25 protein-coding genes and 1 pseudogene are annotated in these 25767 nt (G+C 73.3%); 19 read left to right on the top strand and 7 right to left on the bottom strand.

Annotated elements, in window-relative coordinates:
• Positions 1 to 10: 10 nt before the first annotated feature.
• Entirely contained in the window at positions 11 to 1201 is a 1191-nt protein-coding gene (locus AMK11_RS17195) for a zinc-dependent alcohol dehydrogenase (protein ID WP_073728048.1), read from the bottom strand.
• A 221-nt stretch (positions 1202 to 1422) separates the two neighbouring features.
• Between AMK11_RS17195 and AMK11_RS17190 the strand changes: the two genes are divergently transcribed.
• Positions 1423 to 2424: a DUF3048 domain-containing protein gene (locus AMK11_RS17190; RefSeq protein WP_073728046.1), complete on the top strand. Its 1002-nt coding sequence runs from the start codon at positions 1423 to 1425 to the stop codon at positions 2422 to 2424.
• A gap of 13 nt (positions 2425 to 2437) precedes the next feature.
• Here the strand turns inward: AMK11_RS17190 and AMK11_RS17185 are convergent, their stop codons facing one another.
• The gene (locus AMK11_RS17185) at positions 2438 to 2902 is read right to left on the bottom strand and encodes a MarR family winged helix-turn-helix transcriptional regulator (RefSeq protein ID WP_073728044.1); all 465 of its coding nucleotides are present in this window, start codon (positions 2900 to 2902) and stop codon (positions 2438 to 2440) included.
• Between the two features lie 192 nt (positions 2903 to 3094).
• On the opposite strand from AMK11_RS17185, the gene AMK11_RS17180 reads away from it, so the two are divergent.
• The 7 genes from AMK11_RS17180 to pcaDC are packed head-to-tail and all read left to right on the top strand — an operon-like array spanning position 3095 to position 9544.
• Complete coding sequence (locus AMK11_RS17180; RefSeq protein ID WP_073728042.1) at positions 3095 to 3850, top strand: CoA transferase subunit A; 756 nt, start codon at positions 3095 to 3097, stop codon at positions 3848 to 3850.
• A complete protein-coding gene (locus AMK11_RS17175; protein ID WP_073728040.1) occupies positions 3850 to 4494 on the top strand; it encodes a CoA transferase subunit B in 645 nt (214 codons plus the stop codon). Before AMK11_RS17180 ends, AMK11_RS17175 begins: the two co-directional genes overlap by 1 nt.
• Positions 4491 to 5693: a thiolase family protein gene (locus AMK11_RS17170; protein WP_073728038.1), complete on the top strand. Its 1203-nt coding sequence runs from the start codon at positions 4491 to 4493 to the stop codon at positions 5691 to 5693. The genes AMK11_RS17175 and AMK11_RS17170 overlap by 4 nt, the downstream gene beginning before the upstream one ends.
• A gap of 23 nt (positions 5694 to 5716) precedes the next feature.
• On the top strand, positions 5717 to 6490 hold the full coding sequence (pcaH, locus tag AMK11_RS17165; protein ID WP_073728036.1) for a protocatechuate 3,4-dioxygenase subunit beta: 774 nt from the start codon (positions 5717 to 5719) through the stop codon (positions 6488 to 6490).
• 5 nt (positions 6491 to 6495) lie between these two features.
• Positions 6496 to 7101, top strand: a complete 606-nt coding sequence (pcaG, locus tag AMK11_RS17160) for a protocatechuate 3,4-dioxygenase subunit alpha (protein WP_073728035.1) — start codon at positions 6496 to 6498, stop codon at positions 7099 to 7101.
• Positions 7098 to 8426: a 3-carboxy-cis,cis-muconate cycloisomerase gene (gene pcaB / locus AMK11_RS17155; protein WP_073728033.1), complete on the top strand. Its 1329-nt coding sequence runs from the start codon at positions 7098 to 7100 to the stop codon at positions 8424 to 8426. The genes pcaG and pcaB overlap by 4 nt, the downstream gene beginning before the upstream one ends.
• Positions 8423 to 9544 (top strand): bifunctional 3-oxoadipate enol-lactonase/4-carboxymuconolactone decarboxylase PcaDC, encoded by a 1122-nt coding sequence (pcaDC, locus tag AMK11_RS17150; protein ID WP_073728031.1) that lies wholly within the window; start codon positions 8423 to 8425, stop codon positions 9542 to 9544. The genes pcaB and pcaDC overlap by 4 nt, the downstream gene beginning before the upstream one ends.
• Positions 9545 to 9546: 2 nt before the next feature.
• Here the strand turns inward: pcaDC and AMK11_RS17145 are convergent, their stop codons facing one another.
• Entirely contained in the window at positions 9547 to 12222 is a 2676-nt protein-coding gene (locus AMK11_RS17145) for an ATP-binding protein (protein ID WP_073728029.1), read from the bottom strand.
• 273 nt (positions 12223 to 12495) lie between these two features.
• Between AMK11_RS17145 and AMK11_RS17140 the strand changes: the two genes are divergently transcribed.
• Complete coding sequence (locus tag AMK11_RS17140; protein WP_073728027.1) at positions 12496 to 13563, top strand: DUF2510 domain-containing protein; 1068 nt, start codon at positions 12496 to 12498, stop codon at positions 13561 to 13563.
• Positions 13564 to 13707: 144 nt separating this feature from the next.
• Here AMK11_RS17140 and AMK11_RS17135 read toward each other — a convergent pair whose 3' ends face one another.
• Complete coding sequence (locus tag AMK11_RS17135) at positions 13708 to 14322, bottom strand: TetR/AcrR family transcriptional regulator (RefSeq protein ID WP_073728025.1); 615 nt, start codon at positions 14320 to 14322, stop codon at positions 13708 to 13710.
• 210 nt (positions 14323 to 14532) lie between these two features.
• Between AMK11_RS17135 and AMK11_RS17130 the strand changes: the two genes are divergently transcribed.
• Together AMK11_RS17130 and AMK11_RS17125 are read left to right on the top strand one after the other, a co-directional pair.
• A complete protein-coding gene (locus AMK11_RS17130) occupies positions 14533 to 15336 on the top strand; it encodes a phosphatase PAP2 family protein (RefSeq protein WP_073728023.1) in 804 nt (267 codons plus the stop codon).
• Positions 15333 to 16316 (top strand): hypothetical protein, encoded by a 984-nt coding sequence (locus AMK11_RS17125; RefSeq protein ID WP_073728021.1) that lies wholly within the window; start codon positions 15333 to 15335, stop codon positions 16314 to 16316. Before AMK11_RS17130 ends, AMK11_RS17125 begins: the two co-directional genes overlap by 4 nt.
• A gap of 97 nt (positions 16317 to 16413) precedes the next feature.
• On the opposite strand, the gene AMK11_RS17120 is transcribed toward AMK11_RS17125, so the two are convergent.
• The gene (locus AMK11_RS17120) at positions 16414 to 18468 is read right to left on the bottom strand and encodes a phosphocholine-specific phospholipase C (protein WP_073728019.1); all 2055 of its coding nucleotides are present in this window, start codon (positions 18466 to 18468) and stop codon (positions 16414 to 16416) included.
• Positions 18469 to 18638: 170 nt separating this feature from the next.
• Between AMK11_RS17120 and AMK11_RS17115 the strand changes: the two genes are divergently transcribed.
• The 4 genes from AMK11_RS17115 to AMK11_RS17100 all read left to right on the top strand — a co-directional run bounded on the left by AMK11_RS17115 (position 18639) and on the right by AMK11_RS17100 (position 22229).
• A complete protein-coding gene (locus tag AMK11_RS17115; protein WP_073728017.1) occupies positions 18639 to 19934 on the top strand; it encodes an MFS transporter in 1296 nt (431 codons plus the stop codon).
• A 107-nt stretch (positions 19935 to 20041) separates the two neighbouring features.
• Entirely contained in the window at positions 20042 to 21115 is a 1074-nt protein-coding gene (locus AMK11_RS17110) for an aromatic ring-hydroxylating dioxygenase subunit alpha (RefSeq protein ID WP_079187506.1), read from the top strand.
• On the top strand, positions 21112 to 21294 hold the full coding sequence (locus AMK11_RS17105) for a hypothetical protein (protein WP_073728015.1): 183 nt from the start codon (positions 21112 to 21114) through the stop codon (positions 21292 to 21294). Before AMK11_RS17110 ends, AMK11_RS17105 begins: the two co-directional genes overlap by 4 nt.
• Positions 21291 to 22229 (top strand): PDR/VanB family oxidoreductase, encoded by a 939-nt coding sequence (locus AMK11_RS17100; protein ID WP_073728013.1) that lies wholly within the window; start codon positions 21291 to 21293, stop codon positions 22227 to 22229. Before AMK11_RS17105 ends, AMK11_RS17100 begins: the two co-directional genes overlap by 4 nt.
• Here the strand turns inward: AMK11_RS17100 and AMK11_RS17095 are convergent.
• Positions 22180 to 22572 (bottom strand): annotated as a pseudogene (locus AMK11_RS17095) (IclR family transcriptional regulator domain-containing protein); the annotation flags it as partial. The gene AMK11_RS17100 and the pseudogene AMK11_RS17095 sit on opposite strands and share 50 nt — an antisense overlap.
• On the opposite strand from AMK11_RS17095, the gene AMK11_RS17090 reads away from it, so the two are divergent.
• Positions 22459 to 23220: an ABC transporter ATP-binding protein gene (locus AMK11_RS17090; protein WP_073728992.1), complete on the top strand. Its 762-nt coding sequence runs from the start codon at positions 22459 to 22461 to the stop codon at positions 23218 to 23220. The pseudogene AMK11_RS17095 and the gene AMK11_RS17090 overlap by 114 nt on opposite strands.
• A gap of 18 nt (positions 23221 to 23238) precedes the next feature.
• Here AMK11_RS17090 and AMK11_RS17085 read toward each other — a convergent pair whose 3' ends face one another.
• Entirely contained in the window at positions 23239 to 23898 is a 660-nt protein-coding gene (locus AMK11_RS17085; protein ID WP_073728011.1) for an MmyB family transcriptional regulator, read from the bottom strand.
• Positions 23899 to 24130: 232 nt separating this feature from the next.
• On the opposite strand from AMK11_RS17085, the gene AMK11_RS17080 reads away from it, so the two are divergent.
• From AMK11_RS17080 to AMK11_RS17070, 3 genes are all read left to right on the top strand, one after another.
• On the top strand, positions 24131 to 24787 hold the full coding sequence (locus tag AMK11_RS17080) for a helix-turn-helix domain-containing protein (RefSeq protein WP_073728009.1): 657 nt from the start codon (positions 24131 to 24133) through the stop codon (positions 24785 to 24787).
• 32 nt (positions 24788 to 24819) lie between these two features.
• On the top strand, positions 24820 to 25359 hold the full coding sequence (locus AMK11_RS17075) for a toxin-antitoxin system, toxin component (RefSeq protein WP_073728990.1): 540 nt from the start codon (positions 24820 to 24822) through the stop codon (positions 25357 to 25359).
• 138 nt (positions 25360 to 25497) lie between these two features.
• Positions 25498 to 25719, top strand: a complete 222-nt coding sequence (locus AMK11_RS17070) for a hypothetical protein (RefSeq protein WP_073728007.1) — start codon at positions 25498 to 25500, stop codon at positions 25717 to 25719.
• The last annotated feature ends 48 nt before the right edge of the window (positions 25720 to 25767 follow it).

The raw sequence follows: 25767 nt of genomic DNA, 5'->3' as shown, positions 1-25767 counted from the left end.
GGCCGCCGGATCAGGGTTTCATGAGCACCTTGACCGCGCCGTCCTGCTTCTTCTGGAACATCTCGTACGCGTGCGGCGCGTCCGTCAGCGGCACCCGGTGGGTCGCGAAGTCGTCGACGCCGAGGGGGTCGTCGTCGGTGAGGTACGGGACGATCTCGTCGCTCCAGCGGCGTACGTTGGCCTGTCCCATCCGCAGCTGGATCTGCTTGTCGAACAGGGTGAGCATCGGCATCGGGTCGGCCATGCCGCCGTACACGCCGGACAGCGAGATCGTGCCGCCGCGCCGGACCAGGTCGATGGCGGTGTAGAGGGCGGCGAGCCGGTCGACGCTGAACCGCTCGGCCAGCGGGCCGCCGATGGCCCGGGGCATCACCGCGGCGGCCTGCTGCACCAGCTTGGCGGCGGCGCTGCCGTGTGCCTCGGTGCCGACCGCGTCGATCACGGCGTCCGGCCCGCGGCCGCCGGTCTCGTCCTGGATCGCCGCGACGAGTTCCTTCTCGTTGTCGAAGGAGCGCAGGTCGTAGGTCTCCACGCCCCGCTCGCGGGCTCGTCGCAGCCGCTCCGGCACCAGGTCGATGCCGAAGACCCGCGCGACGCCCTTCGCCCGGGCGATCCGGCAGGCCATGTCGCCGATCGGGCCGAGGCCGAGCACCGCGACGGTGCCGCCCTGCGGGACGGCGGCGTACTCGACCGCCTGCCAGGCGGTGGGCAGCACGTCGGAGAGGTAGACGAAGCGGTCGTCGGCCGGCCCCTCGGGCACCTTGATCGGCCCGTACTGGGCCTGCGGCACGCGCAGGTACTCGGCCTGGCCGCCGGGGACGGCGCCGTACAGGCGCGTGTAGCCGAACAGCGGGGCGCCCATGCCCTCGCCGGTGACCTGGGTCGTCTCGCACTGGGTCGGCAGTCCGGTGCCGCACATGAAGCAGTGCCCGCACGCGATCTGGAACGGGACGACGACCCGGTCGCCCGGCTTCAGTCCGGTCACCTCGGACCCGACCTCTTCCACGATGCCCATGGGTTCGTGTCCGAGGATGTCGCCCGGCGTCATGAACGGCGTGAGCACCTCGTACAGGTGCAGGTCGGAGCCGCACAGTCCGGAGGACGTGACGCGGATGACGGCGTCCGTCGGTTCCTGGATCTTCGGGTCGGGCACCTCCTCCACCCGCACGTCCCGCTTGCCCTGCCACGTCACTGCCTTCATCGCCTCGCGCTCCCTCCGTCGCCCGTGCGCGTCGGTCTTGCGTCCGCGACCGGGTACCCGGGCGGTCGTCCGCCGAACCGTGGACCCGTTTCGTCCGAACAGCGGATTATGTGCCCGTCTCCGCGTGCCGTATCGGTTCCGGTCAGGTATCGCACTAAAAGCTCTTAATAGCTTCAAAGAGCGCACAATCAATGACAGAGGACGGGTGGCGGGTGGTCGGAATGCGACGAGGGACGCACAGGTGGCGGGGCGGTGCGCTGCTGACGGCGGCGGTGGCGGTCTCGCTGGCGGCGGGCTGCACGACCGGGCCCGGGGCGCGCGAGGACGGTCGGGCGCCGAGCCCGGAGAGCTCGGCCAGTACCGAGACGGGCCGTCCGGGCGGCTCGGTACTGGCCGTGAAGGTGGACAACGTGCGCCAGGCCCGCCCGCAGACGGGCCTGGCGGCGGCCGACGTGGTCTACGTGGAGCCGGTGGAGGCGGGCCTGAGCCGCCTGATGGCGGTCTACGCGACCAAGCTGCCGGAGTCGGTCGGGCCGGTGCGCAGTGCCCGCGAGTCGGACCTCGACCTGCTGCGCCAGTTCGACCGGCCGACGCTGGCGTTCTCCGGCGCGCAGAGCAAGCTGCTGCCGCTCATCGACAAGGCGCCACTGCGTGCGGAGCCGCCGGGCGAGGACTCCGACGCCTACGTCCGCGACGCGGACCGGCCCGCCCCGCACAACCTCTACGTGCGTCCCGGCCGGCTGCTGTCCGGGCCGCCCGGCGCCGACGCCCTGACCACGGGATTCCGCTACGGCGAGAAGACGCCCGAGGGCGGCCGGGAAGTGTCGTCGCGCACGGTGCGCTACCCGTCGGCGGCCTTCACCTTCACCTGGTCCGAGAGCCGTGACCGCTGGCTGGTCGGCATGGACGGCGACCCGGCCCGCACGGCCGACGGCGGGCGCCTGGCGCCGGCGACGGTCGTCGTGCAGCACGTGGACGTGCGCGAGTCCGACTTCCGGGACTTCCGGGGCAACTACTCGCCCTACGTAGAGTCGGTCGGATCCGGGGAGGCGGAGGTGCTGCGCGACGGGCGCCTGTACGACGCGACCTGGAAGCGCGGCACGGCGACGGACGGCACCGCCTTCACCGCCCGGAACGGCACGCCGCTGGACTTCGCCGAGGGCCAGGTGTGGGTGGTGTTCGTCGACTCGACGCACTCGACGGACTCTGCCGGCAAGTCCTGACCAGCGGTCCGGGTCAGCCCGGCGCGTTCGCGGGTTCGGCCGGGTTGCGGAGCCCTTCGGCGGCGTCCGCGACCCGGCGGATGAGGTCGAAGAACACGGTCTGCTCGTCGGCGGAGAGCGGGGCGAGGAAGACCTGGTTCATGCGGGCCGTCCGTACCGCCAGCTTGCGGTGGACGCGCCGACCCTCGTCGGTCGGGCGCAGCAGGAAGCGGCGGCCGTCCTGCGGGTCGCGGACCTTGTCCAGCAGCCCGCGCCGGCCGAGCCGGGTGACCACCTCGGCGATGGTGGACCGGTCCAGGCCGACCCGCTCCCCCGCCGTGCGCTGGTCCAGTCCCGGCTCGGCGACCAGGGCGTTGAGGACCGCGAACTGCGGCGAGGTGATCTCCTCCGAGACCATCGTGTTCCACAGCAGGTAGTGCGCCTGCTGCAGCCGCCGGGCCAGGTGCCCGGGATGGGTGGTCAGGTCGACCGCGGCCATGTGCACTCCTGTGGTCATTTCGTCGGTGCACTGACGATACATCGGGCGGACTCCGACTGTCCGTAGCCAGTCCAGGCGATCTACCTCCTGTTTTTCGAGGCCTTGACGCTTCGGTCGTCCGGTGGCAGCGTGTGGGGAACCTCGCTGAAATACTCAGTGCCCTGATTAATTTGAAGAGATGGGGCTTCTCGGATGGACAAGGTGGTGGCCACGGCCGCCGAGGCGGTGGCCGGCATACCGGACGGCGCGTCGCTCGCCGTGGGCGGCTTCGGCCTCAGTGGTGTGCCCAACGTGCTGATCCAGGCGCTGTACGAGCGCGGTACCGGTGGACTGTCGGTCGTCTCCAACAACTGCGGGGCGATGGAGTCCGGACTGGCGGTGCTGCTGGCGGCGGGGCGGATCGCCCGGGTGACCGGTTCCTACATCGGGGCGAACAAGGAGTTCGCGCGCCAGTACCTCGGTGGTGAGCTGGAGGTGGAGATGATCCCGCAGGGCACGCTGGCCGAGCGGCTGCGGGCCGGCGGGGCCGGGATCCCCGCCTTCTACACCCCGGCCGGGGTGGGCACGCAGGTCGCCGACGGCGGGCTGCCCTGGCGCTACGACGGCTCCGGCGGGGTCGCGCTGGCGTCGCCGCCGAAGGAGGTCCGCGAGTTCGACGGCACGGAGTACGTGCTGGAGCGCGGCATCCGCACCGACTTCGCCCTCGTCCGTGCGGCCAGGGGCGACCGGCACGGGAACCTGGTGTTCAACAAGTCCTCCCGGAACTTCAACCCGCTGGCGGCGATGGCGGGCCGGGTGACGGTCGCCGAGGTGGAGGAGCTGGTCGAGCCGGGCGAGATCGACCCGGACGCGGTGCACCTGCCGGGGATCTTCGTGCAGCGGGTGGTCGCGCTGACGGCCGAGCAGGCGGCGGACAAGAGGATCGAGCGGCGGACGGTGAGTTCCTGATGGCCTGGACGCGTGAACAGATGGCCGCGCGAGCGGCCCGGGAGCTGCGGGACGGCCAGTACGTCAACCTCGGCATCGGTCTGCCGACGCTGATCCCGAACTACCTCCCCGAGGGCGTGGAGGTGACCCTGGAGTCCGAGAACGGCATCCTGGGCACCGGCCGCTACCCCACCGAGGACGAGGTGGACCCGGACCTGATCAACGCCGGCAAGGAGACCGTCACCGTCCTGCCGGGCGCCTCCTTCTTCGACTCGGCGCTCTCCTTCGGCATGATCCGAGGCGGGCACATCGACGTAGCGGTCCTCGGCGCGATGCAGGTGTCCGCCACGGGTGACCTGGCCAACTGGGCCATTCCCGGCAAGATGATCACCGGGATCGGCGGGGCGATGGACCTCGTCCACGGCGCCCGCACCGTGATCGTCGTGATGACCCACACCGCGAAGGACGGCTCGCCCAAGATCCTTAAGGAGTGCGCGCTGCCGCTCACGGGCAAGGCGTGCGTGAACCGGATCATCACAGACCTCGGCGTCCTGGACGTCACCGACGACGGCCTCGTCCTGGTCGAGTGCGCGCCGGGTGTGAGCGTCGACGAGATCACCGCCCGCACCGACGCCAAGCTCACCGTCTCGGAGGACCTGAAGTGAAGGACGTCTACGTCGTCGACGCGGTCCGCACCCCTTTCGGCAAGTACAACGGCTCCCTGGCGGGCGTGCGCCCGGACGACCTGGCCGCGCACGCCGTCCGTGAACTCCTCGCCCGCACGCCCGGCCTGGACGCGTCCCGCATCGACGACGTGTACTTCGGCAACGCCAACGGCGCCGGCGAGGAGAACCGCAACGTCGCCCGCATGGCCGCCCTCCTGGCCGGTCTGCCCACCACCGTCCCCGGCGTGACCGTGAACCGGCTGTGCGCCTCCGGCCTCGAAGCGGTGATCCAGGCCGCCCGCGCCATCGCCGCCGGCGACGCGTCGATCGCGCTGGCGGGCGGCGTGGAGTCCATGACCCGCGCCCCCTACGTGCTCCCCAAGTCGGACCGGCCCTTCCCCGCCGGGCACACCGAGCTGTACTCGACCACCCTGGGCTGGCGGATGGTCAACCCGCGGATGGACCCGCAGTGGACGATCCCCCTCGGCGAGTCGGCCGAACTCATCGCCGACAAGCACAAGATCTCCCGCGAACAGCAGGACGAGTACGCCCTCGCCTCCCACCACAAGGCGGCCCGCGCGCAGGCCGACGGCCTGTTCGACGGGGAGCTCGCGCCGGTGCCGGTGCCGCAGCGCAACGGAGACCCGGTCGACTTCGCCGCCGACGAATGCGTACGCGCCACCGCGTCCCTGGAGGCGATGGCGAAGCTCAAGCCGTCCTTCCGCAAGACCGACGGGAGCGTCACCGCCGGGAACGCCTCGCCGCTCAACGACGGCGCCGCGGCGCTGCTCCTGGTCGACGAGGAGGGCCTGAAGGCCACCGGCCGCGAGCCCCTCGCCCGGATCTCCGCCACCGGCGTCGCGGCGACCGACCCGCACTGGTTCGGCCTCGCGCCCGTCGAGGCCGTCAACCGCGCCCTCGCCAAGGCCGGCCGCACCTTCGCCGACCTGGACGTCCTCGAACTCAACGAGGCGTTCGCCGCCCAGGTGCTGGGCTGCGTCGCCGAGTGGCCCGAGTTCGACCCCGCGATCCTCAATCCCCAGGGCGGTGCCATCGCGCTGGGCCACCCGCTGGGCGCCTCCGGTGCCCGCCTCGCCGGCACCGTCGCCCACCAGCTCGCCCGCAAGGGAAGCGGCACGGGCGTCGCCACCCTGTGCATCGGCGTCGGCCAGGGCCTCGCCCTCGTCCTCGACCGCTAGCCACGTCACCCACGGGAATCACGATGACTCTCACCCAGCACGACATCGACGCGGAGATCGCGGCCGAGCACGCCGCGTACGAGAAGCGGGTCGCCGACGGCGGGCCCGTCGAGCACCACCCGCGCCGCGACTACGCCCCGTACCGCTCCTCGGTGCTGCGCCACCCCGAGCAGCCGCCGGTCGCCATCGACGTCACCAAGGACCCGGAGCTGGTCGAGCTGTCCTCCCCCGCCTTCGGGGAGCGGGACATCACCGAGATCGACAACGACCTGACCCGGCAGCACACCGGGGAGCCGGTCGGCGAGCGGATCACCGTCTCCGGCCGCCTGCTCGACCGGAACGGCAAGCCCGTGCGCGGCCAGCTCGTGGAGATCTGGCAGGCCAACTCGGCCGGCCGCTACGCCCACCAGCGCGAGCAGCACGACGCCCCGCTGGACCCGAACTTCACCGGGGTGGGCCGCACCCTCTCCGACGACGACGGCTTCTACCGCTTCACCACCGTGCAGCCGGGTCCCTATCCGTGGCGCAACCACGTCAACGCCTGGCGCCCCGCCCACATCCACTTCTCGGTGTTCGGCTCGGCGTTCACCCAGCGGCTCGTGACCCAGATGTACTTCCCGAACGACCCGCTGTTCCCGTACGACCCGATCCTGCAGTCCGTCACGGACGACGCCGCCCGGCAGCGGCTCATAGCGACGTACGACCACAGCCTGTCCGTGCCCGAGTTCTCGCTCGGCTACCACTGGGACATCGTGCTCGACGGCCCGAACGCCACCTGGATCGAAGAAGGACGCTGACCGCCATGACGAAGACCGACACCAGCAGCCCGGAGAACGTGCTGCCCACGCCGTCGCACACGGTCGGCCCGTTCTACGGGTACGCGCTGCCCTTCCGCGGCGGCGAGGACATCGCGCCCGCCGGCCACCCCGACACGATCACCGTGCACGGGTACGTGTACGACGGCGAGGGCAACCCGCTGCCGGACGCGCTGCTTGAGGTGTGGGGACCGGACCCGGACGGCGAGCTGCCGACCGCCGACGGCTCGATGCGGCGCGACCCGGCCTCCGGCGGCTTCCTCGGCCGCAACGGCGTGGAGTTCACCGGCTTCGGCCGCATCCAGACCGACGCGAACGGCCACTGGTACGCGCGGACCCTGCGCCCCGGCGCACGGGGGAACAGCGCGCCCTACCTCAGCGTGTGCGTGTTCGCGCGCGGGCTGCTGGTGCACCTGTTCACGCGGATCTACCTGCCGGACGACCGGGCGGCGCTGGCCGCGGACCCGCTGCTGTCCCGGGTGGACGCCGGGCGCCGCGACACGCTGGTCGCCGCGGGCGAGGGCCACGGGACGTACCGTTTCGACATCCGCCTTCAGGGCGAGGGCGAGACGGTCTTCCTGGAGTTCCAGTGACATCAGCTGCCGACACGGGCCTGCTCGCACCCGGGTGGGCCGGTTCCCCGGCCGACGGGGCGACCGGGGACGGCGCCGTCCTGCGGGCGCTGCTGGACGCCGAGGCGGCCCTGACCCGGGCGCAGTCCCGGCTGGGGCTGGCCCCGGCCCGGGCGGCGGACGCGGTGACCGAGGCGGCCGACCCCGCCCGCTTCGACGCGCGCTCCCTGGCCGAGCGCGCCCGCGCCGGCGGCAACCCGGTGATCCCGCTGGTGGCCGGCCTGACCAAGGCGGTCGGCGAGGAGTACGGGCCGTACGTCCACCGGGGTGCGACCAGCCAGGACATCCTGGACTCGGCGCTGATGCTGGTCGCCGCCCGCACCCTTGACCTGCTGCTCGCCGATCTGGCCCGTACGGAAAGGGCGTTGGCCCGGCTGGCCGCCGAGCACCGGGACACGGCGATGCCGGGCCGGACGCTCACCCAGCACGCCGTGCCGACGACCTTCGGGCTGAAGGCGGCCGGCTGGCGCGCGCTGGTCCTGGACGCGCGGGACCGGATCACCGCCGTGCGCGACGGGTTGCCCGCCCAGCTCGGCGGCGCGGCGGGCACCCTGGCGGCCTTCGGGGCGTACGGGGCCGCGGACCCGCTCGTGCTGCCGGAGGCGTACGCACGTGAACTGGGCCTGCGCGCACCGCTGATGCCCTGGCACACCCTGCGCACCCCGGTCGCCGACCTGGCCGGCTGCCTCGCCTTCGCCACCGGGGCCCTCGGGAAGCTCGCCGAGGACGTGCTGACGCTGTCCCGCACCGAGATCGGCGAGGTGACCGAGGGCAGCGGCGGCGGCTCGTCGGCGATGCCGCACAAGGCCAACCCCGTACGGTCCACGCTGATCGCGGCGGCGGCCCGGCGGGCGCCGCAGCTCGCGGCCACGCTGTACGGCTCGCTGGCCGCCGGGGACGAGCGGCCGGCCGGGGCCTGGCACGCCGAGTGGGAGCCGCTGCGGGACCTGCTGCGGCTGACCGGCGGCGCGGCCCGGGACGCCGCCGAGCTGACCGAGGGACTGCGGGTGCGCCCGGACGTCATGCGCGCGCACCTCGGCCTGACGCACGGGCTTATCGTGTCCGAGCGGCTCTCCGCCGAACTGGCACCGGTGCTCGGGCGGGCCCGCGCCAAGGAGCTGCTGACCGAGCTGGCCCGGCGGACGTACGCCGAGGACCGCACTCTCGGTGAACTGCTGGCCGAGGTACCGGAGTTGAAGGACGTCGACCTCGGTTCCCTGACCGATCCCGCCCGTTACACCGGCTCCGCGGGAGCCCTGACCGACCGTGCTCTGGAGCGACGTTGACCCTCCTCAACCACCTGACCGAAGGCCCCGCCTCCGCTCCCCCGCTGCTGCTGGGGCCCTCGCTGGGCACCTCGTACGCGCTGTGGGACGAGGTGGCGCCGGAACTGTCCATCGGCCACCGGGTGATCCGCTGGGACCTGCCCGGACACGGCGGTTCGGCGGCGGAGCTGATCGAGCCGGGCGCCACCGTCGGCGACCTCGCCCAACTGGTGCTGGCGCTCGCCGACTCGCTCGGGGTGGATCGGTTCGCCTACGCGGGCGTGTCGCTGGGCGGCGCGGTGGGGCTGCACCTGGCCGTGCACCACCCGGAGCGGGTGTCGTCGCTCGCCGTCGTCTGCTCGTCGGCGCACTTCAACGGTGCCAAGGCGTGGGAGGAGCGGGCCGCGACGGTGCGCGCGGAGGGGCTGGCGAAGCTCGCGGACGGGGCGGACGGGCGGTGGTTCACGCCCGGGTTCTCCGTGCCGCGGCTGGTCCAGGACCACCGGGACGCCGACCCCGGGGCGTACGCCGCCTGCTGCGACGCGCTGGCCGCCTTCGACCTGCGGGACCGGCTCGGCGAGATCGGCGTGCCGACGCTGCTGATCGCGGGACGCGAGGACCCGGCGACACCGCCCGCTCATCTGCGGGAGATCGCCGACGCGGTGCCGGGCGCGACGCTGACCGAACTGCCGGACGCCTCGCACCTGGCGCCCGCGGAGCGCCCCGAGGCGGTGCTGACCGCGCTGCGGGCCCACTTCGACGGCGGCGCCCTACGGGGCATGGCGGTGCGGCGCGAGGTGCTGGGCGACGCGCACGTGGACCGGGCGCAGGGACGGCAGACCCCCTTCACGGCCCGTTTCCAGGACTTCATCTCGCGCTACGCCTGGGGCGAGATCTGGACGGACGCGACCCTGTCGCGCCGCGAGCGCAGCATGATCACGCTGACCGCGCTGGTCGCGCACGGCCACTACGAGGAGCTGGCCATGCACGTGCGGGCCGCGCGGCGCAATGGACTGACGCCGGACGAGATCGGCGCGGTGCTGCTGCAGACGGCGGTGTACTGCGGGGTCCCGGCGGCGAACTCGGCGTTCGCGGCGGCCCAGCGGGTGCTGGCCGAGGAGGACGGCGCGGCCGGCTGACCTCAGCCCACGTGCCCCGCCGCCAGCGCCTCGCGGGCCCGTGCCACCAGCCCGTCGGCGCCGCACGAGTCCGCCAGGGCCAGGCCGCGGCGCAGCTCGGCCTCCGAGCGGGCGGCGATGCCGTACTCGACCCGGGCGGCGGCGTGCTCGTACTGGCAGGGTGACGCCTCCAGGTAGGTGACGGCCTGTGCGGCGAGCCGGACCGCGCGCTGGCCGGTCTCCAGCGCGGCGGCGCAGCGCAGGGCCTCCCCTATCGCGGTGTCCGTGCCGAAGCGCTCGGCGTGGCGGCGGGCGTCGGTGACGAGCCGGGCGGCGCGGCCGGGGTCCGCCGTGGCGAGGGCGCGGGCCAGTTCGGTCGTCCAGGGGTGCACCACCGGGTTGTGCCGGCCGCGTGCCGCGGCCGCCTTCTCGGCGGTCTCCAGCTCGTTGACGCCTTCCTCGGTGCGGCCGGTGGCGAGCAGCAGCCGGGCCCGCACGGGGCGCGGGTCGGGCAGCACGATGGTGGACGGGTAGGGCGGGTCGAAGCCGTACCGGTCGGCGACGGACCGGGCCTCCTCGACGTGGCCGCGGGCGAGCAGCGTGTCGATCAGGTTGCAGACCGCGGACCAGTACAGGGGCAGTCCGCGGCCGACGCGTTCGGCGATGCGCAGCGATTCGCGCAGGGACTTCTCGGCCTCCCTCAGCCGGCCGCGCCTGCGGTGGCCGAGGCCGACGTAGGTGTGCGCGAGGGCGAGGTGGCCGCCGCTCCAGCCGGCGGTCTCGTACGTGTTCAGCGCCTCGGTGAACAGCGCCTCCGCCCGGTCGAGCCGGTCGGTGTAGGCGTAGGAGGTCGCCAGCATCATCGGCAATTCGAGGCCCCACTCGGTGTCGGTCCAGCCGAGCCCGGGGGCGAGGCGGCCGTTGACGAGGGCCCGGTCGCACAGCTCGACGACCTCCTCGGCGTTCTCGCCGCGGGTCATGGCGTCGAAGCCGCGCAGGATGAGCAGGGCGCGTTCCGCGTTGTCGCGGCCGGTGCAGGTGGCGGCGAGTTCGGCGAGGCGTTCGGACCGTCCCGGTGAGGAGGTCTCGCCGGGGTGGATGCCCTCCCACATGTACTGGACGGCCTGGAGCCGCAGCCGCACGGACGGGTCCGGGTTGCGGGCGGCCTCCGCCTGGACGGTGCGGACGGCCTCTTCCAGCTGGTCGTTGTGGAGCAGGGCCTCGGAGAGCCGGAAGACCGCGTTGACGCGCTGCTCGCCGTCGAGGCCGGGCATGGCGAGGGCGGTGCGCAGGTGGCCGATGGTCGTGGCGGGCGCGGTGAGCAGGGTGGCGCAGCCCAGTTCGTAGAGCACCTTGGCATGGATCTCGGGCAGCGGCGGTTCCTTCAGGGCCCGTTCGAGGCAGCGGCGGGCGGCCTCGGGGGCGCCGACGGCGAGGTGTTCGCGGGCGGCGTCGCGCAGCTGGCCGACGACTTCCGGGTCGTCGTCGGGGTACACCTTGAGGAGGTGGCGGGAGGCGGCCGCCGAGCCGAGCCTGGAGTCGGCGACCAGCTGGGCCGCTATGCCGTGCATCGCCGTGCGCAACGCGCCGGGGATGGAGTTGTAGACGGCGGTGGCGATCAGGGGGTGGACGAACTCCAGGTCGTCCGCGTCCGGCCGGCCCGACGCGGGGTCGGGTGCGGTGAGGATGCGGGCGCCCTGCAGCAGTTCGGCGCAGCGGGCGGCGTCGGCGCGGTCGAGGGTGAGGAGCCGCGCCACCATGTCCACGGTGATGCCGTCGCCGAGGATGGCGGCGGCCCAGGCGAACCGGGTGGAGTCGGCGCCGAGTTGCTCCAGGCGGGCCACCAGGCCGCCGCCCCGGGCGGAGCGGTTGAGCTCGCGCAGTTCGGCGGCCTCCGACTCGACCGGCTGCAGTTCGCTGTCCTGGACCTTGGCGAGGAGTTCGACGGTCTCGTACGGGTTGCCGCCGGTGACGGCCCAGACCTCGCGGCAGAACGCGGCGTCCGCGTGGTCGCCGAGGGTGGCCCGGGTGAGGCCGGCGGTGGCGTCGGGACTGAGGACGTTCATGGGGAGGAGCGGCCGGCCCGCGGCGGCGGCCGCGTCCAGGTGGCGGGCGCTGTCGCCGCTGACGTCACCGGGGCGGCGGGCGACGACGACCAGCACGGAGGTCTCGTCGAGCCGTTCGGCCAGCGCGGCGAGCCAGCGCAGGGTCTCCTGGTCGGCCCAGTGGGCGTCGTCGACCAGCAGGACCAGGGGCCACTCCCGGCGGGCGAGCCGGCGCACGGCGGCGACCAGGCCGTCGCACACGCCCTGCGGGTCGGCCTGCCGCTCGCCCGGGTCCGCTATGCCGAGGGCGGGGCCGGCGATGCCGTACCAGTCGCCGAGGTACTCGCGCGCCTCCTCGGGGAGCATGGACACCAGCGCGGGCTGGAGCAGTTGGCGCACCACGTTGAAGGGGACGGACCTGAGGGTCTCGCCGCGCGCCGACCAGACGGTGCAGCCCCGGGCCTCCGCGATGCGGCGGGTCTCGGCGAGCAGCGCGGTCTTGCCGAGTCCTGCCTCGCCCCGGGCCACCAGCAGGGTGCCGGAGGAGGACCGGTCCGCGCACAGGGTGTCGACCGCCCGCGTGATGGTGGCGATCTCCTCGTCGCGCTCCCAGAGGGAGGCCGAGGCGGCGGCCGTCCGCCCTACCTCCGTCATCCCGCTACCTCCCCAAGTCGCCCGAATGACGTACAGAGCCCGAGCCTATCCGTCCGGGAGCCCGAGTGGTGGGCGGTCCGGGCAGCAGTTGCCGTGTCGGGTGACATGCGGTAAAGCGCGGGCGACGCGCCGGGTCCGTCATCAGGGGCGGGGCGGGCGGCCGGCGTCAACTCGTCGCGGCGGCACCGTCGGAGGCCAGGCGGACCTCGCGCCGGTTCCCAGCGCGGCGGGGCCTCTCATCCGGCTTTCACCGACGCCTCATACGGTGTGCCCATGACGCAGGTGACTCCTCCCGGGTGGTACCCGGACCCCGGACAGAAGCAGGACGGTCCCGCCACCGAGCGCTGGTGGGACGGCAGGGCATGGACGGACCAGGTCCGTCCCGCGGGGCCGGCCGCCGCTGCGGGGCCGCCGCCGGAACAGCCTCCCGCGCCGTCCCCCGGGCCGGCGCCCGCGCAGCCGGCGGCGCCCGGGACCGCGGCCGGGCCGTATCCCGCGTCGCCCGGTTATCCCGTGCACCCGGGTTATCCCGGGTACCCCGTGCAGCCGCCGTCCGCGCGGCGGCGACGGCTGCGGACCGGCATAGCCGTCGCGGCGGCCGTGGCCGTGCTGGCCGGTATCGGGGCCGGCGTGTACGTGCTGACCGACGACGGCTCCGGCGGCGGCAGCGCGTCGTCGCAGCAGGACCGGCGCGGCCCCGGTGGCCAGAACGACCCCTTCGGCGGCGAAGGCGGCGGGGGCGGCGAAGGCGGAAACGGCGAGTCGCCCGCGCCCGAGTCGCCGGGCGAGTCGGAGCCGCCCACGATCGACAGCGGGTCGGTGACGGACCCGGTCAACGACATCAGCCTGCCCATCCCGGACGGCTGGTCCGGCCAGCAGTTCCCGGTCGGTGCGACGGTGACCTCGGACGACAGCTACGAATGCCCCGGCGACCCCGCCGAGACCTGCACCAAGGGCGGCGCGTACTCGGCACCCCAGGAGGTGCTGGAAACGAAGGGCGGTACCGCCGAGGAGGTCGCGAAGGCCGACATCGAGGCGAACGCCGAGGAGTCCTACGGCGACGCCTACGGCGGGATCACCTCGCACGAGGAACTGGCGTCGAAGTCGGTCACGGTCGCCGGGCAGAAGGGCTGGCTGGTCCGCTGGAAGGCGGTCACCAAGGAGGGCTCGGACGGCTACGTCGAGTCGCTCGCCTTCCCTGCTCCCGCCGATCCCGAGCGCATCGTCGTGGTCCGCTTCGGCGTCGACGTCGAGGAAGGTGTGTCAGTCATCGACGAGATCACCGAGGGCATCGAGGTGGACTCCTCCGGCGGCGGGGGCGGCACCGGCCAGGGCGTCTGACCGGCCTCCGGAAGAGGTCGGCCGGGCGGGGCGCCCCTCCGCTCAAAGGGGCCCCGCCCGGCCGGGGGTGCGCGCCGCCCCCGTCCCCACGGTGCGGCGCGGGCAGGCCACCGTCCAGTCATCCCGTGGACGGCGACCTGAGTCTCAGGGGAGGCCGAGCGCCGGCAGCACGACGGCCTCCACGAACCCGACGAGGTACTCCCCGTCGGCCTGCTCGCCCTCGACCACGGGCCGCATCCGCAGCATGCCGAAGAGCTGCGCCGGCACGTACTCCAGCGCCGGATGGCCGGCCGGGACCTCGCCCCGGGCGACACCCCGGTCGAGGATCGCGCGGAGCGCGGCGATCTCCGGCTCGACGAGCGCCTCGCGCAGCGCGCCCTTGAGCTCCGGGTCCTCCATGACGGCGTGTCCGAGCGCCTGGAGCAGCCCCGTGTCCTTGCCCGCTCCCCCGCCCGCGGCCCGGGCCGCCTGACGCAGGTCCTCGGCGAGCGAGCCCGTGTCGATCTCGGCGAAGCGCACCCGGCGGTGGGAGCGGAGCGCCGCGGCCACGAACTGGGGCTTGGTCTTCCACTGGCGGTAGAGCGTGGACTTGCTGCACCGCGTGCTGGCCGCGATGCCCTCCATGGTGACGGCGTCGTAGCCGCAGGACCGGATCTGTTCGATCACGGCGTCGAAGAACTCCTGCTCACGCTCGGGCGTGATCTTGGAGCGGCGCGAGGCGCCGGCCGTGTCCGGCCGGTCCGCGTCCTGCGACGTCATCGGCTCTGCTCCTCACCAGGTTCAGCGGCACCGCGGCGAGGCTCGAGGGCCCCGTGGTCAGTGTGTCGTACGTCTATCGATACGCCAGTGTACCGGTACACCACCGTATCGGTACACTGGCGTATCGGAACGGGGTCGTATCGATGAGAACCGTCACACGACCCCGTACCTGTGAGCCACACGCACCACCGTCAGTGAAGGGGCCGGGGGATGAATGCCCGCACCGAGCCTGCACAAGCGGGACCGGGCGCGCCCGCGCGCCCGCCGCTCATCCGTGAGCTCCTGCTCGTGGCAGGGCTCTTCCTCGTGTACAAGTTCGGCCGGCAGCTGGCGACGGGACACACCGCCGAGGCGTTCGGCAACGCCCACCGCGTGTGGGACTGGGAGCGCGTGCTCCGGATGCCCGACGAGGGCACGGTGCAGTCGCTGCTCCTGCACGGCGACACCCTGATACACACGGCGAACACCTACTACGCCGTCGTCCACTTCCCGGCCACCGCGGCCTTCCTCGTCTGGCTGTACCTGCGCCGGCCGGCGCACTACGTCTGGGCCCGGCGAGTACTGGCCGCGCTGACCGGCGCCGCGCTGGTACTGCACCTGGTCTTTCCGCTCGCCCCGCCGCGCATGCTGGGCGCCACCGGCCTGATCGACACGGCGCGGGTCTTCGGCCCCTCGGTCTACGGCCCGCCGAGCACCGACGCGTTGTCGAACCAGTTCGCGGCGATGCCCTCGCTGCACTTCGGCTGGGCGCTGATGGTGGCGATCGGCCTGATCGTCGCGACGCGGACGCGCTGGCGGTGGCTGTGGCTGCTGCACCCGCTGGTGACGCTGCTGGTGATCGTGGGCACCGCCAACCACTACTGGCTCGACGTGATCGTGGCGGCCGCGCTGCTCGGCCTCGCCCTGGCGGTGCTCCGCATGCCGCACGGGCAGCGGTGGGCCGTGCCCCGTCGTCGCCCGGAGCCGCGGCGCCGGACGGTGGAGCGGCATGACCTGGTGGGAGCGGGCCGATGAGCGCCGCACTGCTCGCCGTCCTGCTCTCCCTGGTCTCCGCGTGCGCCTACGCCGCCGCGGCCGTCGCCCAGGAACGGCTCGCCGCCCGCGATGCCGGGGCGGGCGCGCTGCGGCTGCTGGCCTCCGGTGCCTGGTGGTGGTCGGTCGCGCTCAACGCCGCGGCCGCGCTGCTGCACGTCGTGGCCCTCAAGTACGGGCCGCTGACGGTGGTCCAGCCGCTCGGTGCGCTCACCCTGGTCGCGGCCGTCCCCCTGGGGGCGCGGCTGGCGGGCCGGCGGGTCAGCGCGGTCGAGTGGCGGGGCACCGGGCTGACGCTGCTCGGTCTCGGCGCGCTGCTGCTCACCGCGACCGGCCCCGCGCCCGACGACGTGCTGAGCGTGCCGGAGGCGCTGACGGTGTCCGGCGCCACGGCGGCGCTGATCGGTCTGCTGTCCCGGCCCGGCGCCCGGCCCGGACTGCGGCACGCGACGGCGTCGGGCATCGCCTCGGGGGTGGCGTCGGCGCTCACGCAGACCGTGACGGTGGCCGCCACGGACCGCTCGGGGCCGCTGCTCAGCGCCCAGGTGATCGGGGTGGCGGTCCTGGTGGCGGCGTTCGCGGCGGGCGGGCTGCTGCTCTCGCAGACGGCCTACCGGGGAGGCCTGGGCGCCCCGCTGGCGGTGGTGACCCTGGCCAACCCGGTGGCCGCCGCGGTGATCGGGCTCTCCCTGCTCGGCGAGCGGCTGCGGGGCGGCGCGGCCGGCCTGCTGCTCGCGCTGACCGGCGCGGCGCTGGCCGCCTGGGGGGTGGTCCAGCTGAGCCGGGCGACGCCCCGGCGGCCCGGGGCGGCCCCGGCGGGGCCGGAACGGGCGGGACCTGGACAGGTGGGGTCCGGACGGGTCGGACCGCAACCGGTGGGACCGCGACTGGCGGCGCCGGAACCCACAGGAACCGAACCGGCGACGCCGAGACCCATGGCGCACCTGCCGGCCGGGCCCTGACCCGCGGCACACGGACCAGCCGGCCGGCCGGGCCTTCGGGATGCGCGCCGCCGGACCGGCAGCCGCGGCACCCGAGCCCGCAGGTGCGCGGGCGCCGTCAGTCCGTCACGATCGCCGGGTCGCTCACCCCCGGCCGGCCGTTCTCCACGTGCCCGGCGAGGCGCCGCAGGAACGCCGGGTCGGACTCGGAGGTCACCGTCACGTCGTACCAGCGCCGGCTGCGCGCGAGGTCGACGGTGTGGTGCACCGTCGCGCCGGGGCGCACGGTGACGGTCCGGCTCCGGCCGCCGTAGCCGTCGGTGACGCGGAGGCGGGCCGTGCCGCTCCCGGCGTTGGTGAGGGTCAGGCGGAGGTCGTCGCCGGTGTGGCGGGCGGTGACCTCGCACCCGGTGACCTTGTTGGGGCCCCGGAAGGCGCGCAGGAAGCCGTTGGGGCCGTGCACGGTCAGGTCGTAGGAGCCGTCCGAGTACGCCGAGTTCCACGTGTCGGCGATGCTCTTGCCGGCCTCGGTGGTGTACGTCCAGGGGCCGTCGGTGCGGTTGCCGGAGGTGACCAGGAAGGCGGCACCCGCCCTCGGGCCGGAGGCGAAGGTCAGCGTGAACCTGCCGGCCGCCGTGTCCACGGCACCGTCCACGTGCGGGGCGTACCGCAGGGGGCGGGCGGGTCGCAGGCCGCGTTCCTGGCGGGGCATGTCCGGGTCGGTGGGCGGCGTGGGACGGTAGTCCGGGTGGCGCTCGCGGTCCGGCGGCTCGTAGGCGTCGGTGTCCGGCAGGCGGGCCGGGCGGCTGTCCTTGCGGGAGAAGTCGAAGGCACTGGTCAGGTCGCCGCAGATGGCGCGCCGCCAGGGCGAGATCTGAGGCTCGCGCACACCGAAGCGGCGCTCCATGAACCGGATGATCGACGTGTGGTCGAAGGTCTCGGAGCAGACGAAGCCGCCCTTGCTCCAGGGCGAGACGACCAGCATGGGCACGCGTGGGCCGAGCCCGTAGAAGCCCTCACGGTGCTTGGCGCTGCCCTCGAAGACGTCCAGCGAGACGTCCACGGTGGACCGGCCCCGCGCGGCCGACTTCGGCGGCAGCGGCGGCACGAGGTGGTCGAAGAAGCCGTCGTTCTCGTCGTACGTGATGAACAGGGCGGTCTTCGCCCAGACCGCCGGGTTGGAGGTGAGTGCGTCCAGGACCTGGGCGATGTACCAGGCACCGTAGTTCGAGGGCCAGTTGGAGTGCTCGGTGAAGGCCTCCGGGGCGGCTATCCAGGAGATCTTCGGCAGCCGGTCGGCCTTGACGTCGGCACGCAGGTGGTCGAAGTAGCCGTCGCCGTTCTTCACGTCGGTGCCGGTGCGGGCCTTGTCGTACCAGGGGTCGCCGGGCTTCGCGTCACGGTACTTGTTGAAGTACAGCAGGGAGTTGTCGCCGTAGTTGCCGCGGTAGGCGTCGTCGATCCAGCCCCAGTGGCCGGCCGCGTCGAGGCCGTCGCCGATGTCCTGGTAGATCTTCCAGGAGACCCCGGCCTCCTCCAGCCGCTCGGGGTACGTCGTCCAGTCGTAGCCGAGTTCGTCGTTGCCGAGGACCGGGCCGCCGCCCGTGCCGTCGTTGCCGGTGTGGCCCGACCACATGTAGTAGCGGTTGGGGTCGGTGGAGCCGATGAAGGAGCAATGGTAGGCGTCGCAGACGGTGAAGGTGTCGGCGAGCGCGTAGTGGAAGGGGATGTCCTCGCGGGTCAGGTACGCCATGGTGGTGGTGCCCTTGGCGGGCAGCCAGCGGTCGTACTTGCCGTTGCGGTAGGCGTCCTGCCCGTCGGACCAGCCGTGCGGCAGCCCTTCCAGGAACTGCATGCCGAGGTCGTCCGCCTCCGGGTGGAAGGGCAGCACCTCCGTGCCGTCGCCCTTGGCCTGGTGCCACACCGACTTGCCGTTGTCGAGGCGCACCGGGTGCGGGTCGCCGAAGCCGCGGACGCCGCGCAGCCTGCCGAAGTAGTGGTCGAAGGACCGGTTCTCCTGCATCAGGACGACGATGTGCTCGACGTCCTCGATCGTCCCCGAGCGGTGGTTCGCGGGGAGCGCGGCGGCGCGCTCGATGCTCGCGGACAGTGCGCTGAACGCCGTGGTGGCGCCCGCGAGTTGGAGGAATCTGCGCCGGTTGACTTCGGCCATGGGGTGACATGCCTTTCGCCTTGGGGGGTTCAACCGGCCGGACGGAGCCGGATGATGACGTAATGCGCGCGAAAGGAGTGTTCCAGGAGCAGCAAACGTCAGGGAAGGGTCCGGTGGCGCCCGTGTGAAAGTCCTCCGTACGCGAGGTGTGACGGGTCCGCCGCCCGGGGATGGTCGCGATCATGACACGCATGCACGTGGAGGCCCCGCCCACCCGCCGGCCCGTACGGCAGCTCCTCGCCGCCTCGGTGGGCAACGCCGTGGAGTGGTACGACTGGTACGCGTACACCTTCCTGGCCACCTACATCGCCGACCAGGTCTTCCCGAAGAGCGCGGACAACTCGCTGGTGCCGCTGCTGTCGACGTTCGCCGTGTTCGCGGTGGGGTTCTTCATGCGGCCCGTCGGCGGACTGCTGATGGGGGCGATCGCCGACCGGCGCGGACGGCGTGCCGCCCTGACGGTCACCATCCTGTTGATGGGCGGCAGCAGCCTGCTGGTCGGCCTGACCCCGACCTACGCGGCGGCCGGTGTGCTCGCCCCGGTGGTGCTGGTCGCCGCGCGGCTGCTCCAGGGGCTGTCGGTGGGCGGCGAGTTCGCGGCCTCGACGACCTTCCTGGTGGAGTCGGCGGGGCCCGGCCGGCGCGGGCTGTTCTCCAGCTTCCAGTACGTCTCGACCACGGCCGGGCAGCTCGTCGCGTCGGGTGTGGCGACGGTGCTGGTGAACACGCTCAGCGAGGACCGGATGAACGGCTGGGGCTGGCGCGTGCCGTTCGTCCTCGGGGCGGTGCTCAGCCTGGTCGGCTTCTGGATCCGGCAGGGCGCCGAGGAGACCCGCAGTGCGGAGCAGCAGCGGGCACCGCGTCCCGGCCTGTTCGAGGCGCTGCGGCGCCATCCGCGCGAGTCGCTGCTGATCTGCGGCATCACGGCGGGCGGCACCATCGCCTACTACACCTGGACGTCGTACCTGCCGACGTACGCGGAGCTCAACACCGGGCTGGACAAGTCGGACGCGCTGCTGGCGGGCACCATCTCGCTGGCCTTCTTCGCGCTGCTCCAGCCGCTCGGCGGGATGCTGTCCGACCGGTTCGGCCGCCGTCCGCTGCTCCTGTTCTTCGGCGTGGGCTTCGCCCTGCTCAGCGTGCCGATGCTGCACGCCCTGCGCGACTCGTTCGCCGTGCTGCTGCTCGTGCAGTGCGCCGGCATGATCCTGCTGACCGGCTTCACCTCGATCAGCGCGGCCGTCAACGCCGAGGTCTTCCCGCCCCGGGTGCGGGCGGCGGGCATCGGCTTCCCCTACTCCCTCACCGTCGCCCTGTTCGGCGGCACGGCGCCGTACGTGGGCACGCTGTTCAAGGACCTCGGCCACTCCGGGCTCTTCCCCTGGTACGTCGCCGTGCTCTGCCTGCTCTCCTCGCTGGTGTACCTGCGGCTGCCGGAGACGGCGCACAAGGAGCTGGAGCGCTGACGTCCGGGGCGTGAGCACGACGGCTTCCGCCCGGCGGAAGCGGCGTTGCCCCGCCCCGGGGCCCTCGCCCACGATGCCAGCACCCACGACGGACGGGAGCCGCAACGATGCCGCACATGACCGCCTTCGCACGGAACCAGTGGTACGTCGCCGCCTACAGCCACGAGGTCGGACGCGAGTTGCTGGGACGGACGGTCCTCGGTGAGCCGCTCGTCCTCTACCGCTCCGAGGAGGACGGCACCCCGGTCGTCCTGCACGACCGGTGCGTGCACCGCCGTTATCCGCTGTCCGAGCCGCCGACGCGGCTCGACGGCGACCGGATCGTGTGCGGCTACCACGGGTTCACCTACGACACGACCGGCACCTGCGTGTACGTGCCGGGCCAGAAGCGCGTCCCGCGCACCGCACGCGTCGCCTCCTACCCGGTCCTCGAACAGGACTCCCTGGTGTGGGTGTGGATCGGCGACCCCGCCCTCGCCGACCCGGAGACCGTGCCGCGGGCCCGGCACCTGGACTCCCCCGGCTGGGTCACGGTCCGCGGCATGGAACCGATCGACGCCGACTACGGGCTGCTCGTCGACAATCTCCTCGACCTGTCCCACGAGACCTATCTGCACGGCGGCTACATCGGCACCCCCGAGGTCGCCGAGACGCCGATCACCACCGAGGTCGACGAGGGCGCGGGGATCGTCCGGGTCAGCCGGCACATGGACGACGCCGAGTGCCCGCCGTTCTACGCCAAGTCCACCGGCGTGGAGGGCCGCATCGACCGCTGGCAGGACATCGAGTACCACGCGCCCTGCCTGTATCTGCTGCACAGCAGGGTCGCCCCGACGGGCGTGGTGCCCGACGCGGACGGCAGCGACCCGCACGGCTTCCACACCGAGATCACCTATGCCATCACGCCGTCCGGCGACGGCAAGGTGTACGACTTCTGGGCGGTGTCCCGGGACTGGGCGACGGACGACGCCGAGGTCACCGAGTTCCTGCGGAAGAACAACCACACGGTGGTCATGCAGGACGTCGACGCGCTCAACCTCCTCCAGCGCACGCTCGGTTCCGAGCGCACCGGCTACCAGGAGCTGAGCATCAACATCGACACCGGCGGCCTGGCCGCCCGCCGCATCCTCGCCCGGCTGGTCGAGGAGAGCGCCGAGCCCGCCGGGCGGGCGGCCCGGTGAGCGTCCGCGCCGGCGAGGTCTACCGCGTCGACTGGCTGCCGGGCACCGACGTCCTGCACGGCACCTGCCACTGCGGCGCCGAGCACACCGCCGAGGACCCGGTCGCCATGTGGGACTGGATGCTCGCCCACCCGCAAGGACACCCACCCGTGCACCACGTTCGGGGACGGACCTCATGACCGTGTACGAGACCGAACTCGTCGTCGGCGGCCGGGAGACCGCCGCCGACGGCGTGCTCGTCCTCTCCCTGCGCCATCCGCTCGGCGAACCACTGCCCCGCTGGGAGCCCGGCGCCCACATCGACGTCGTGCTCGGCCCGGGCCTGGAACGGCAGTACTCGCTGTGCGGCGACCCCACCGACCGTACGGCGTGGCGCGTCGCCGTGCTGCGCGAGGCGCGGGGGCGGGGCGGGTCCTCCTACGTGCACGAGGAGTTGCGGGCCGGGGACAAGGTACGGGTGCGGGGACCGCGCAACCACTTCCGGCTGGAGCCGGCCGCACGCTACCGCTTCGTCGCCGGCGGCATCGGCATCACCCCTCTCCTGCCGATGCTGGCCGCCGCCGAGGCCGCGGGCGCCGAGTGGACGCTGCTGTACGGAGGCCGCACCCTCGGGACCATGGCGTTCACCGGGGAGCTGGAGCGCTACGGCGACCGGGTCACCGTAAAGGCCGAGGACGAGACGGGGCTGCTGGACCTGGCCCCCGTGCTCGACGACGTGCCCGAGGACACCCTGGTCTACTGCTGCGGGCCCGGCCCGCTGCTGGACGCGGTCGAGGCGCGCTGCCCGCCCGGCGTCCTGCGCGTGGAGCGGTTCAGCCCGAAGGAGCCCGGACCGGCTGCCCCGGACGAGGAGTTCGACGTCGTACTGGCGCGCAGCGGGCGCACGGTCGCCGTGCCGCCCGGCGTCTCCGTGCTGGACGCCGTGCGCGGGGCCGGGGTGGAGGTGCTGTACTCCTGCACCGAGGGCACCTGCGGCACCTGCGAGACCGACGTGGTCGAGGGCGAGCCGGACCACCGGGACTCGGTGCTCACCGACGAGGAACGGGCCGCCGGGGAGACGATGCTCATCTGTGTGTCGCGCTGTCGCGGCCGTCGGCTGGTGCTGAACCTGTGATCGCCGCGCCGGTGATCCGGAGGTCGGCATCGATCCGGGCGACCGGCGCCAGCAGGTGCGGCAGCAGGTCCCGGCGTACGGACTCCACCGCGCCGTCCCGGTCCCGCACCGGCGCGGCGACCGACCTGAGGCCGTCCTCGAGTTCCTGGTCGACGAGGGAGTAGCCCTGGCGGCGCACCCTGCGCAGTTCCGCGCGCAGGGCGTCCGCCGAGGTGAGGGTGCGGGCGGTGTGCGGGCGCAGGTCGGCCCGGCCCAGCCGGTCCTCGATCTCGGCGTCCGGCAGGTCGGCCTGGTCGGCCCCTCCGGCTGCGGCAAGACGACGCTGCTGAAATGCGTGGGCGGGCTGCTGCGGCCGACGGCCGGTGAGGTGTTCCTGGCCGGGCGGAGGGTGGACGGCCCGCCTGACGGCATGGCGTTCGTCTTCCAGGAGTACGGGCGGAGCCTGTTCCCGTGGATGCGGGTCGGCGAGAACGTCGAACTGCCGCTGAAGCAGAAGAAGGGCCTGAGCCGGGCGCGACGCGGTGAGCTGGTCGCGGACGCCCTCGCCTCGGTGGGACTCGCGGACGCCGCCGGGGCGTACCCGTGGCAGCTGTCCGGGGGCATGCAGCAGCGGGTGGCCATCGCGCGGGCGCTGGCGTACGAGCCCGAAGTGCTGCTGATGGACGAGCCGTTCGCGGTGGTGGACGCGCAGACCCGCGCCGACCTGGAGGACTTGGTGCGGCGGTTGTGGCGGGAGCGCTCGATGACGATCCTGTTCGTCACGCACGACATCGACGAGGCCGTCTACCTGGGCGAACGGGTGGTCGTGCTCTCCGCCTCCCCCACCGTCGTCCGGGAGCAGCTGAAGGTCGACCTGCCGGACGGGCGGGACCAGGTGCACACCCGGGTGGCCCCGCGCTTCGCCGAGCTGCGCACCCGTGTGTACGAGCAGATCCAGGCGGCGAAGCGCGCGGCGGAGCGCCCGGTCAAGTCGGACCTGCCGCGGCAGTGACCGCCCTGGGTCACTCGGTCACTCGGTGGACGAGACCACTCTCAGGTGGGCCGCGGTGCGGCGGGGGCGTGCGAGACGGGGCGGGGTGCGGCGCGGCTCGCGCAGGACCAGCGTCAGGCGGCTGTAGCCCAGCTCCGCCAGGACCGTGGGCGTCTCGACCACGACCCGGCACTCGGTGGTGCCCCGGCGCGGGTCGGGGTGGTGCAGCGGCCGTACGGCGCCGTCGTGCTCGACGGCCTCCGCGCCGACGGCACGGATCCAGTGCGGCAGGCCCTGGCGGTAGGCGGCCTCCATGATCGGGTCCTGGGCGATGTCGCGGCGGACCGCTTGGAGGCCGGGGTCGTGGCCGTACCGCTCCAGGGCAGCGGCGTAGTGCGCCAGCATGGGCAGGCACCAGCTCGACTCGTGGTCCCCGAGGACCGCGGACGCGTCCGGGTGGAACAGGACGAACCGGAGGAAGTTGTCGCCCGGCATCGCCGTCGGGTGCGGTCCGGCACCCTGGAAAAGTGTCCGGAAGGCGCCGTTGGTCAGCACCACGTCCCAGCGGTGGTCGACGACGAAGGAGGGAAAGGGGACGGCCTCCAGGAGCGCCGTGTAGTCCTGGAGATACGCCTGGACCTCGGGGGTCGCGGGAGCGGGCCGCGGCGCCGGCCGCTGCCCTCCTGCCTGAAATGCCATCGGGAGGTCACCCCTCTTGCCTATGCGGCCTTCTCGCGGCGTCCCGATCCTGGCGCCCCGACGCGAGGTGTGTCAACTATCGTGGCATTTCGTGCCTGTTGACGGCTGAAATAGGCCACAGTTGTGGCGAGACCTGGATGTGAGTTCGAGCGGCAGGTTACTCTCCGGGAAGTTCACGGCAACCGCTTGTGAGAAGCCTGTGAGGCCTGTGAGAGACGTAGGAGAGCTGTCGGTGACGGATGGCTTCGAGGGTCCGGGCGCGCTGCCGACGGCCGCGCTGCCCGCCGTCGTCGCCCGCGTCACCGCACTCGCGGACCGGCTCGGCCTGCCGCCCGCGGAGGTCTTCGACATCGGCCGCCTGTCCGCCGCCTCCGGCGTCCCCGAGCCCGTGGCCGCGGCGCTGCTGAGCGGCCGGCCCGCCGGGGAACCCGATGTGCAGACCCGCTTCGTACAGCGCCTGGACCTGCTGCGCCGCACCCGGCTCAAGCCCAACGGCCGCAAGTACACCCAGCAGGAGATCGCCGACGGCGCCGGGATGTCCCGGCAGCAGGCGGGCGCCCTCATCAACGGCGACCGGCGGCCCACCATGGAGCACTGCGACGCCATCCAGCGCTTCTTCCGGGTGCACGCCGGTTTCCTGACCGCCGAGGATCCCGAGGCGCTGGCGGTCGCGCTCCAGCACACCGAGCAGGAACTGCTGCAGCAGCTCGCCGACCGGGAGCGGGCGGCGACGGCCGCCGCCGAGGACCCGCTGGAGCGCCTGCTCCAGGACCACGGCGTGCGCGGCATCGCCTGGCGGGCCGCCCAACTCCCCACCGACCAGCATCGCGACAAGGTCGCCGAGTGGCTGGACATGCTCCTGGAGAGCGTCAAGCGGCCCGAGTCGTGAGTGTGGGGAGGCACGTGGGCATCGGCAAGGAGATGCGCCGCCTGTGCGGTGAGCTGGTCGAGGAGCTGACGCTCCCGGCCCCGGCGCCGCCCGCCGAGCTGTACGCGGCGCTGTGCGGGGCGATGAGCAGGCGCCGGGGCCGTCCGGTGCTGTTCCGCGCGGCCGCCTTCCCGCCGGGGACGGCCAGCGGCCTGTGGCTCGACATGGCCGAGCAGGACCTGGTCGTGGTCGAGGAACGCACCGCGCCCGACCACCAGTTGGTGATCCTGGGGCACGAACTGTGGCACATGCAGGCCGGGCACCACGGGCACCACTTCGAGGGCGGTGGGGTCGCGGCCCGGCTGCTGGACGGGGACGGCCCGGAACCGGACGAGGAGGCCTTGCGCGCCACCGTGCGCGCGGTCGCCGCACGCTCCCGCTTCGACCTCGCCGAGGAGAAGGAGGCGGAATCCTTCGGACTGCTGCTGGCCAGCAAGTGCCGGACGTGGCTGGACGGTTCGCCGCTGCGCGGCCCGGTGCAGCGGGACCACCTGGCGGGCCGGATCGGCGCGTCGCTGGGCTACCCGGGCTGATGCCCCGATCGGCTCGCGCGGGGCCGGCACGGGGCGCGGCTCGGCACGATTGTCAGTGGCGGGCGGCAAGCTGGGGATGTGCCACCGCCGGGGGCGGGGGCGCGTGACCGCTGACGTCGTTGTGGGGAGAGCCGACCGATGACCACCGCCGTACTGACCGATCACGAGCGCACGGCCGTGCAGGCCTACCTGCGGCTGCTGCACACCGTGCGGGCCGCCTTCGACGCCGCGCCGGGACCGTCCGGTGCGCCCCTGCCCGCCGTCGTACCGCCGTCCGTGCTGGCCGAGGCCGAGCAGGCACTGCGGGCCGCGGGGCTGGCGGGGAACGAGGAGGCGTTCTTCCGGCTGCTGCGGAGCTAGGTGTGCTGTCCCGCGACGTTGGTGACACGCCTGCTGGGTGCTTGAACA

The sequence above is a fragment of the Streptomyces sp. CB02414 genome (genome assembly GCF_001905385.1).
GTDB lineage: Bacteria > Actinomycetota > Actinomycetes > Streptomycetales > Streptomycetaceae > Streptomyces.
This window is presented reverse-complemented; position numbering and strand designations above follow the sequence as displayed.

Coding starts and splice junctions, on each gene's coding strand:
- AMK11_RS17130 (WP_073728023.1), top strand. CDS start 14,533: ATGAATGCCCGCACCGAGCCTGCACAAGCGGGACCGGGCGCGCCCGCG.
- AMK11_RS17070 (WP_073728007.1), top strand. CDS start 25,498: ATGACCACCGCCGTACTGACCGATCACGAGCGCACGGCCGTGCAGGCC.
- AMK11_RS17180 (WP_073728042.1), top strand. CDS start 3,095: ATGGACAAGGTGGTGGCCACGGCCGCCGAGGCGGTGGCCGGCATACCG.
- AMK11_RS17190 (WP_073728046.1), top strand. CDS start 1,423: ATGCGACGAGGGACGCACAGGTGGCGGGGCGGTGCGCTGCTGACGGCG.
- AMK11_RS17175 (WP_073728040.1), top strand. CDS start 3,850: ATGGCCTGGACGCGTGAACAGATGGCCGCGCGAGCGGCCCGGGAGCTG.
- AMK11_RS17145 (WP_073728029.1), bottom strand. CDS start 12,222: ATGACGGAGGTAGGGCGGACGGCCGCCGCCTCGGCCTCCCTCTGGGAG.
- AMK11_RS17110 (WP_079187506.1), top strand. CDS start 20,042: ATGCCGCACATGACCGCCTTCGCACGGAACCAGTGGTACGTCGCCGCC.
- AMK11_RS17185 (WP_073728044.1), bottom strand. CDS start 2,902: ATGGCCGCGGTCGACCTGACCACCCATCCCGGGCACCTGGCCCGGCGG.
- AMK11_RS17085 (WP_073728011.1), bottom strand. CDS start 23,898: ATGGCATTTCAGGCAGGAGGGCAGCGGCCGGCGCCGCGGCCCGCTCCC.
- AMK11_RS17125 (WP_073728021.1), top strand. CDS start 15,333: ATGAGCGCCGCACTGCTCGCCGTCCTGCTCTCCCTGGTCTCCGCGTGC.
- AMK11_RS17100 (WP_073728013.1), top strand. CDS start 21,291: ATGACCGTGTACGAGACCGAACTCGTCGTCGGCGGCCGGGAGACCGCC.
- AMK11_RS17115 (WP_073728017.1), top strand. CDS start 18,639: ATGGTCGCGATCATGACACGCATGCACGTGGAGGCCCCGCCCACCCGC.
- AMK11_RS17195 (WP_073728048.1), bottom strand. CDS start 1,201: ATGAAGGCAGTGACGTGGCAGGGCAAGCGGGACGTGCGGGTGGAGGAG.
- pcaH (WP_073728036.1), top strand. CDS start 5,717: ATGACTCTCACCCAGCACGACATCGACGCGGAGATCGCGGCCGAGCAC.
- AMK11_RS17135 (WP_073728025.1), bottom strand. CDS start 14,322: ATGACGTCGCAGGACGCGGACCGGCCGGACACGGCCGGCGCCTCGCGC.
- AMK11_RS17140 (WP_073728027.1), top strand. CDS start 12,496: ATGACGCAGGTGACTCCTCCCGGGTGGTACCCGGACCCCGGACAGAAG.
- AMK11_RS17120 (WP_073728019.1), bottom strand. CDS start 18,468: ATGGCCGAAGTCAACCGGCGCAGATTCCTCCAACTCGCGGGCGCCACC.
- pcaG (WP_073728035.1), top strand. CDS start 6,496: ATGACGAAGACCGACACCAGCAGCCCGGAGAACGTGCTGCCCACGCCG.
- AMK11_RS17075 (WP_073728990.1), top strand. CDS start 24,820: ATGCGCCGCCTGTGCGGTGAGCTGGTCGAGGAGCTGACGCTCCCGGCC.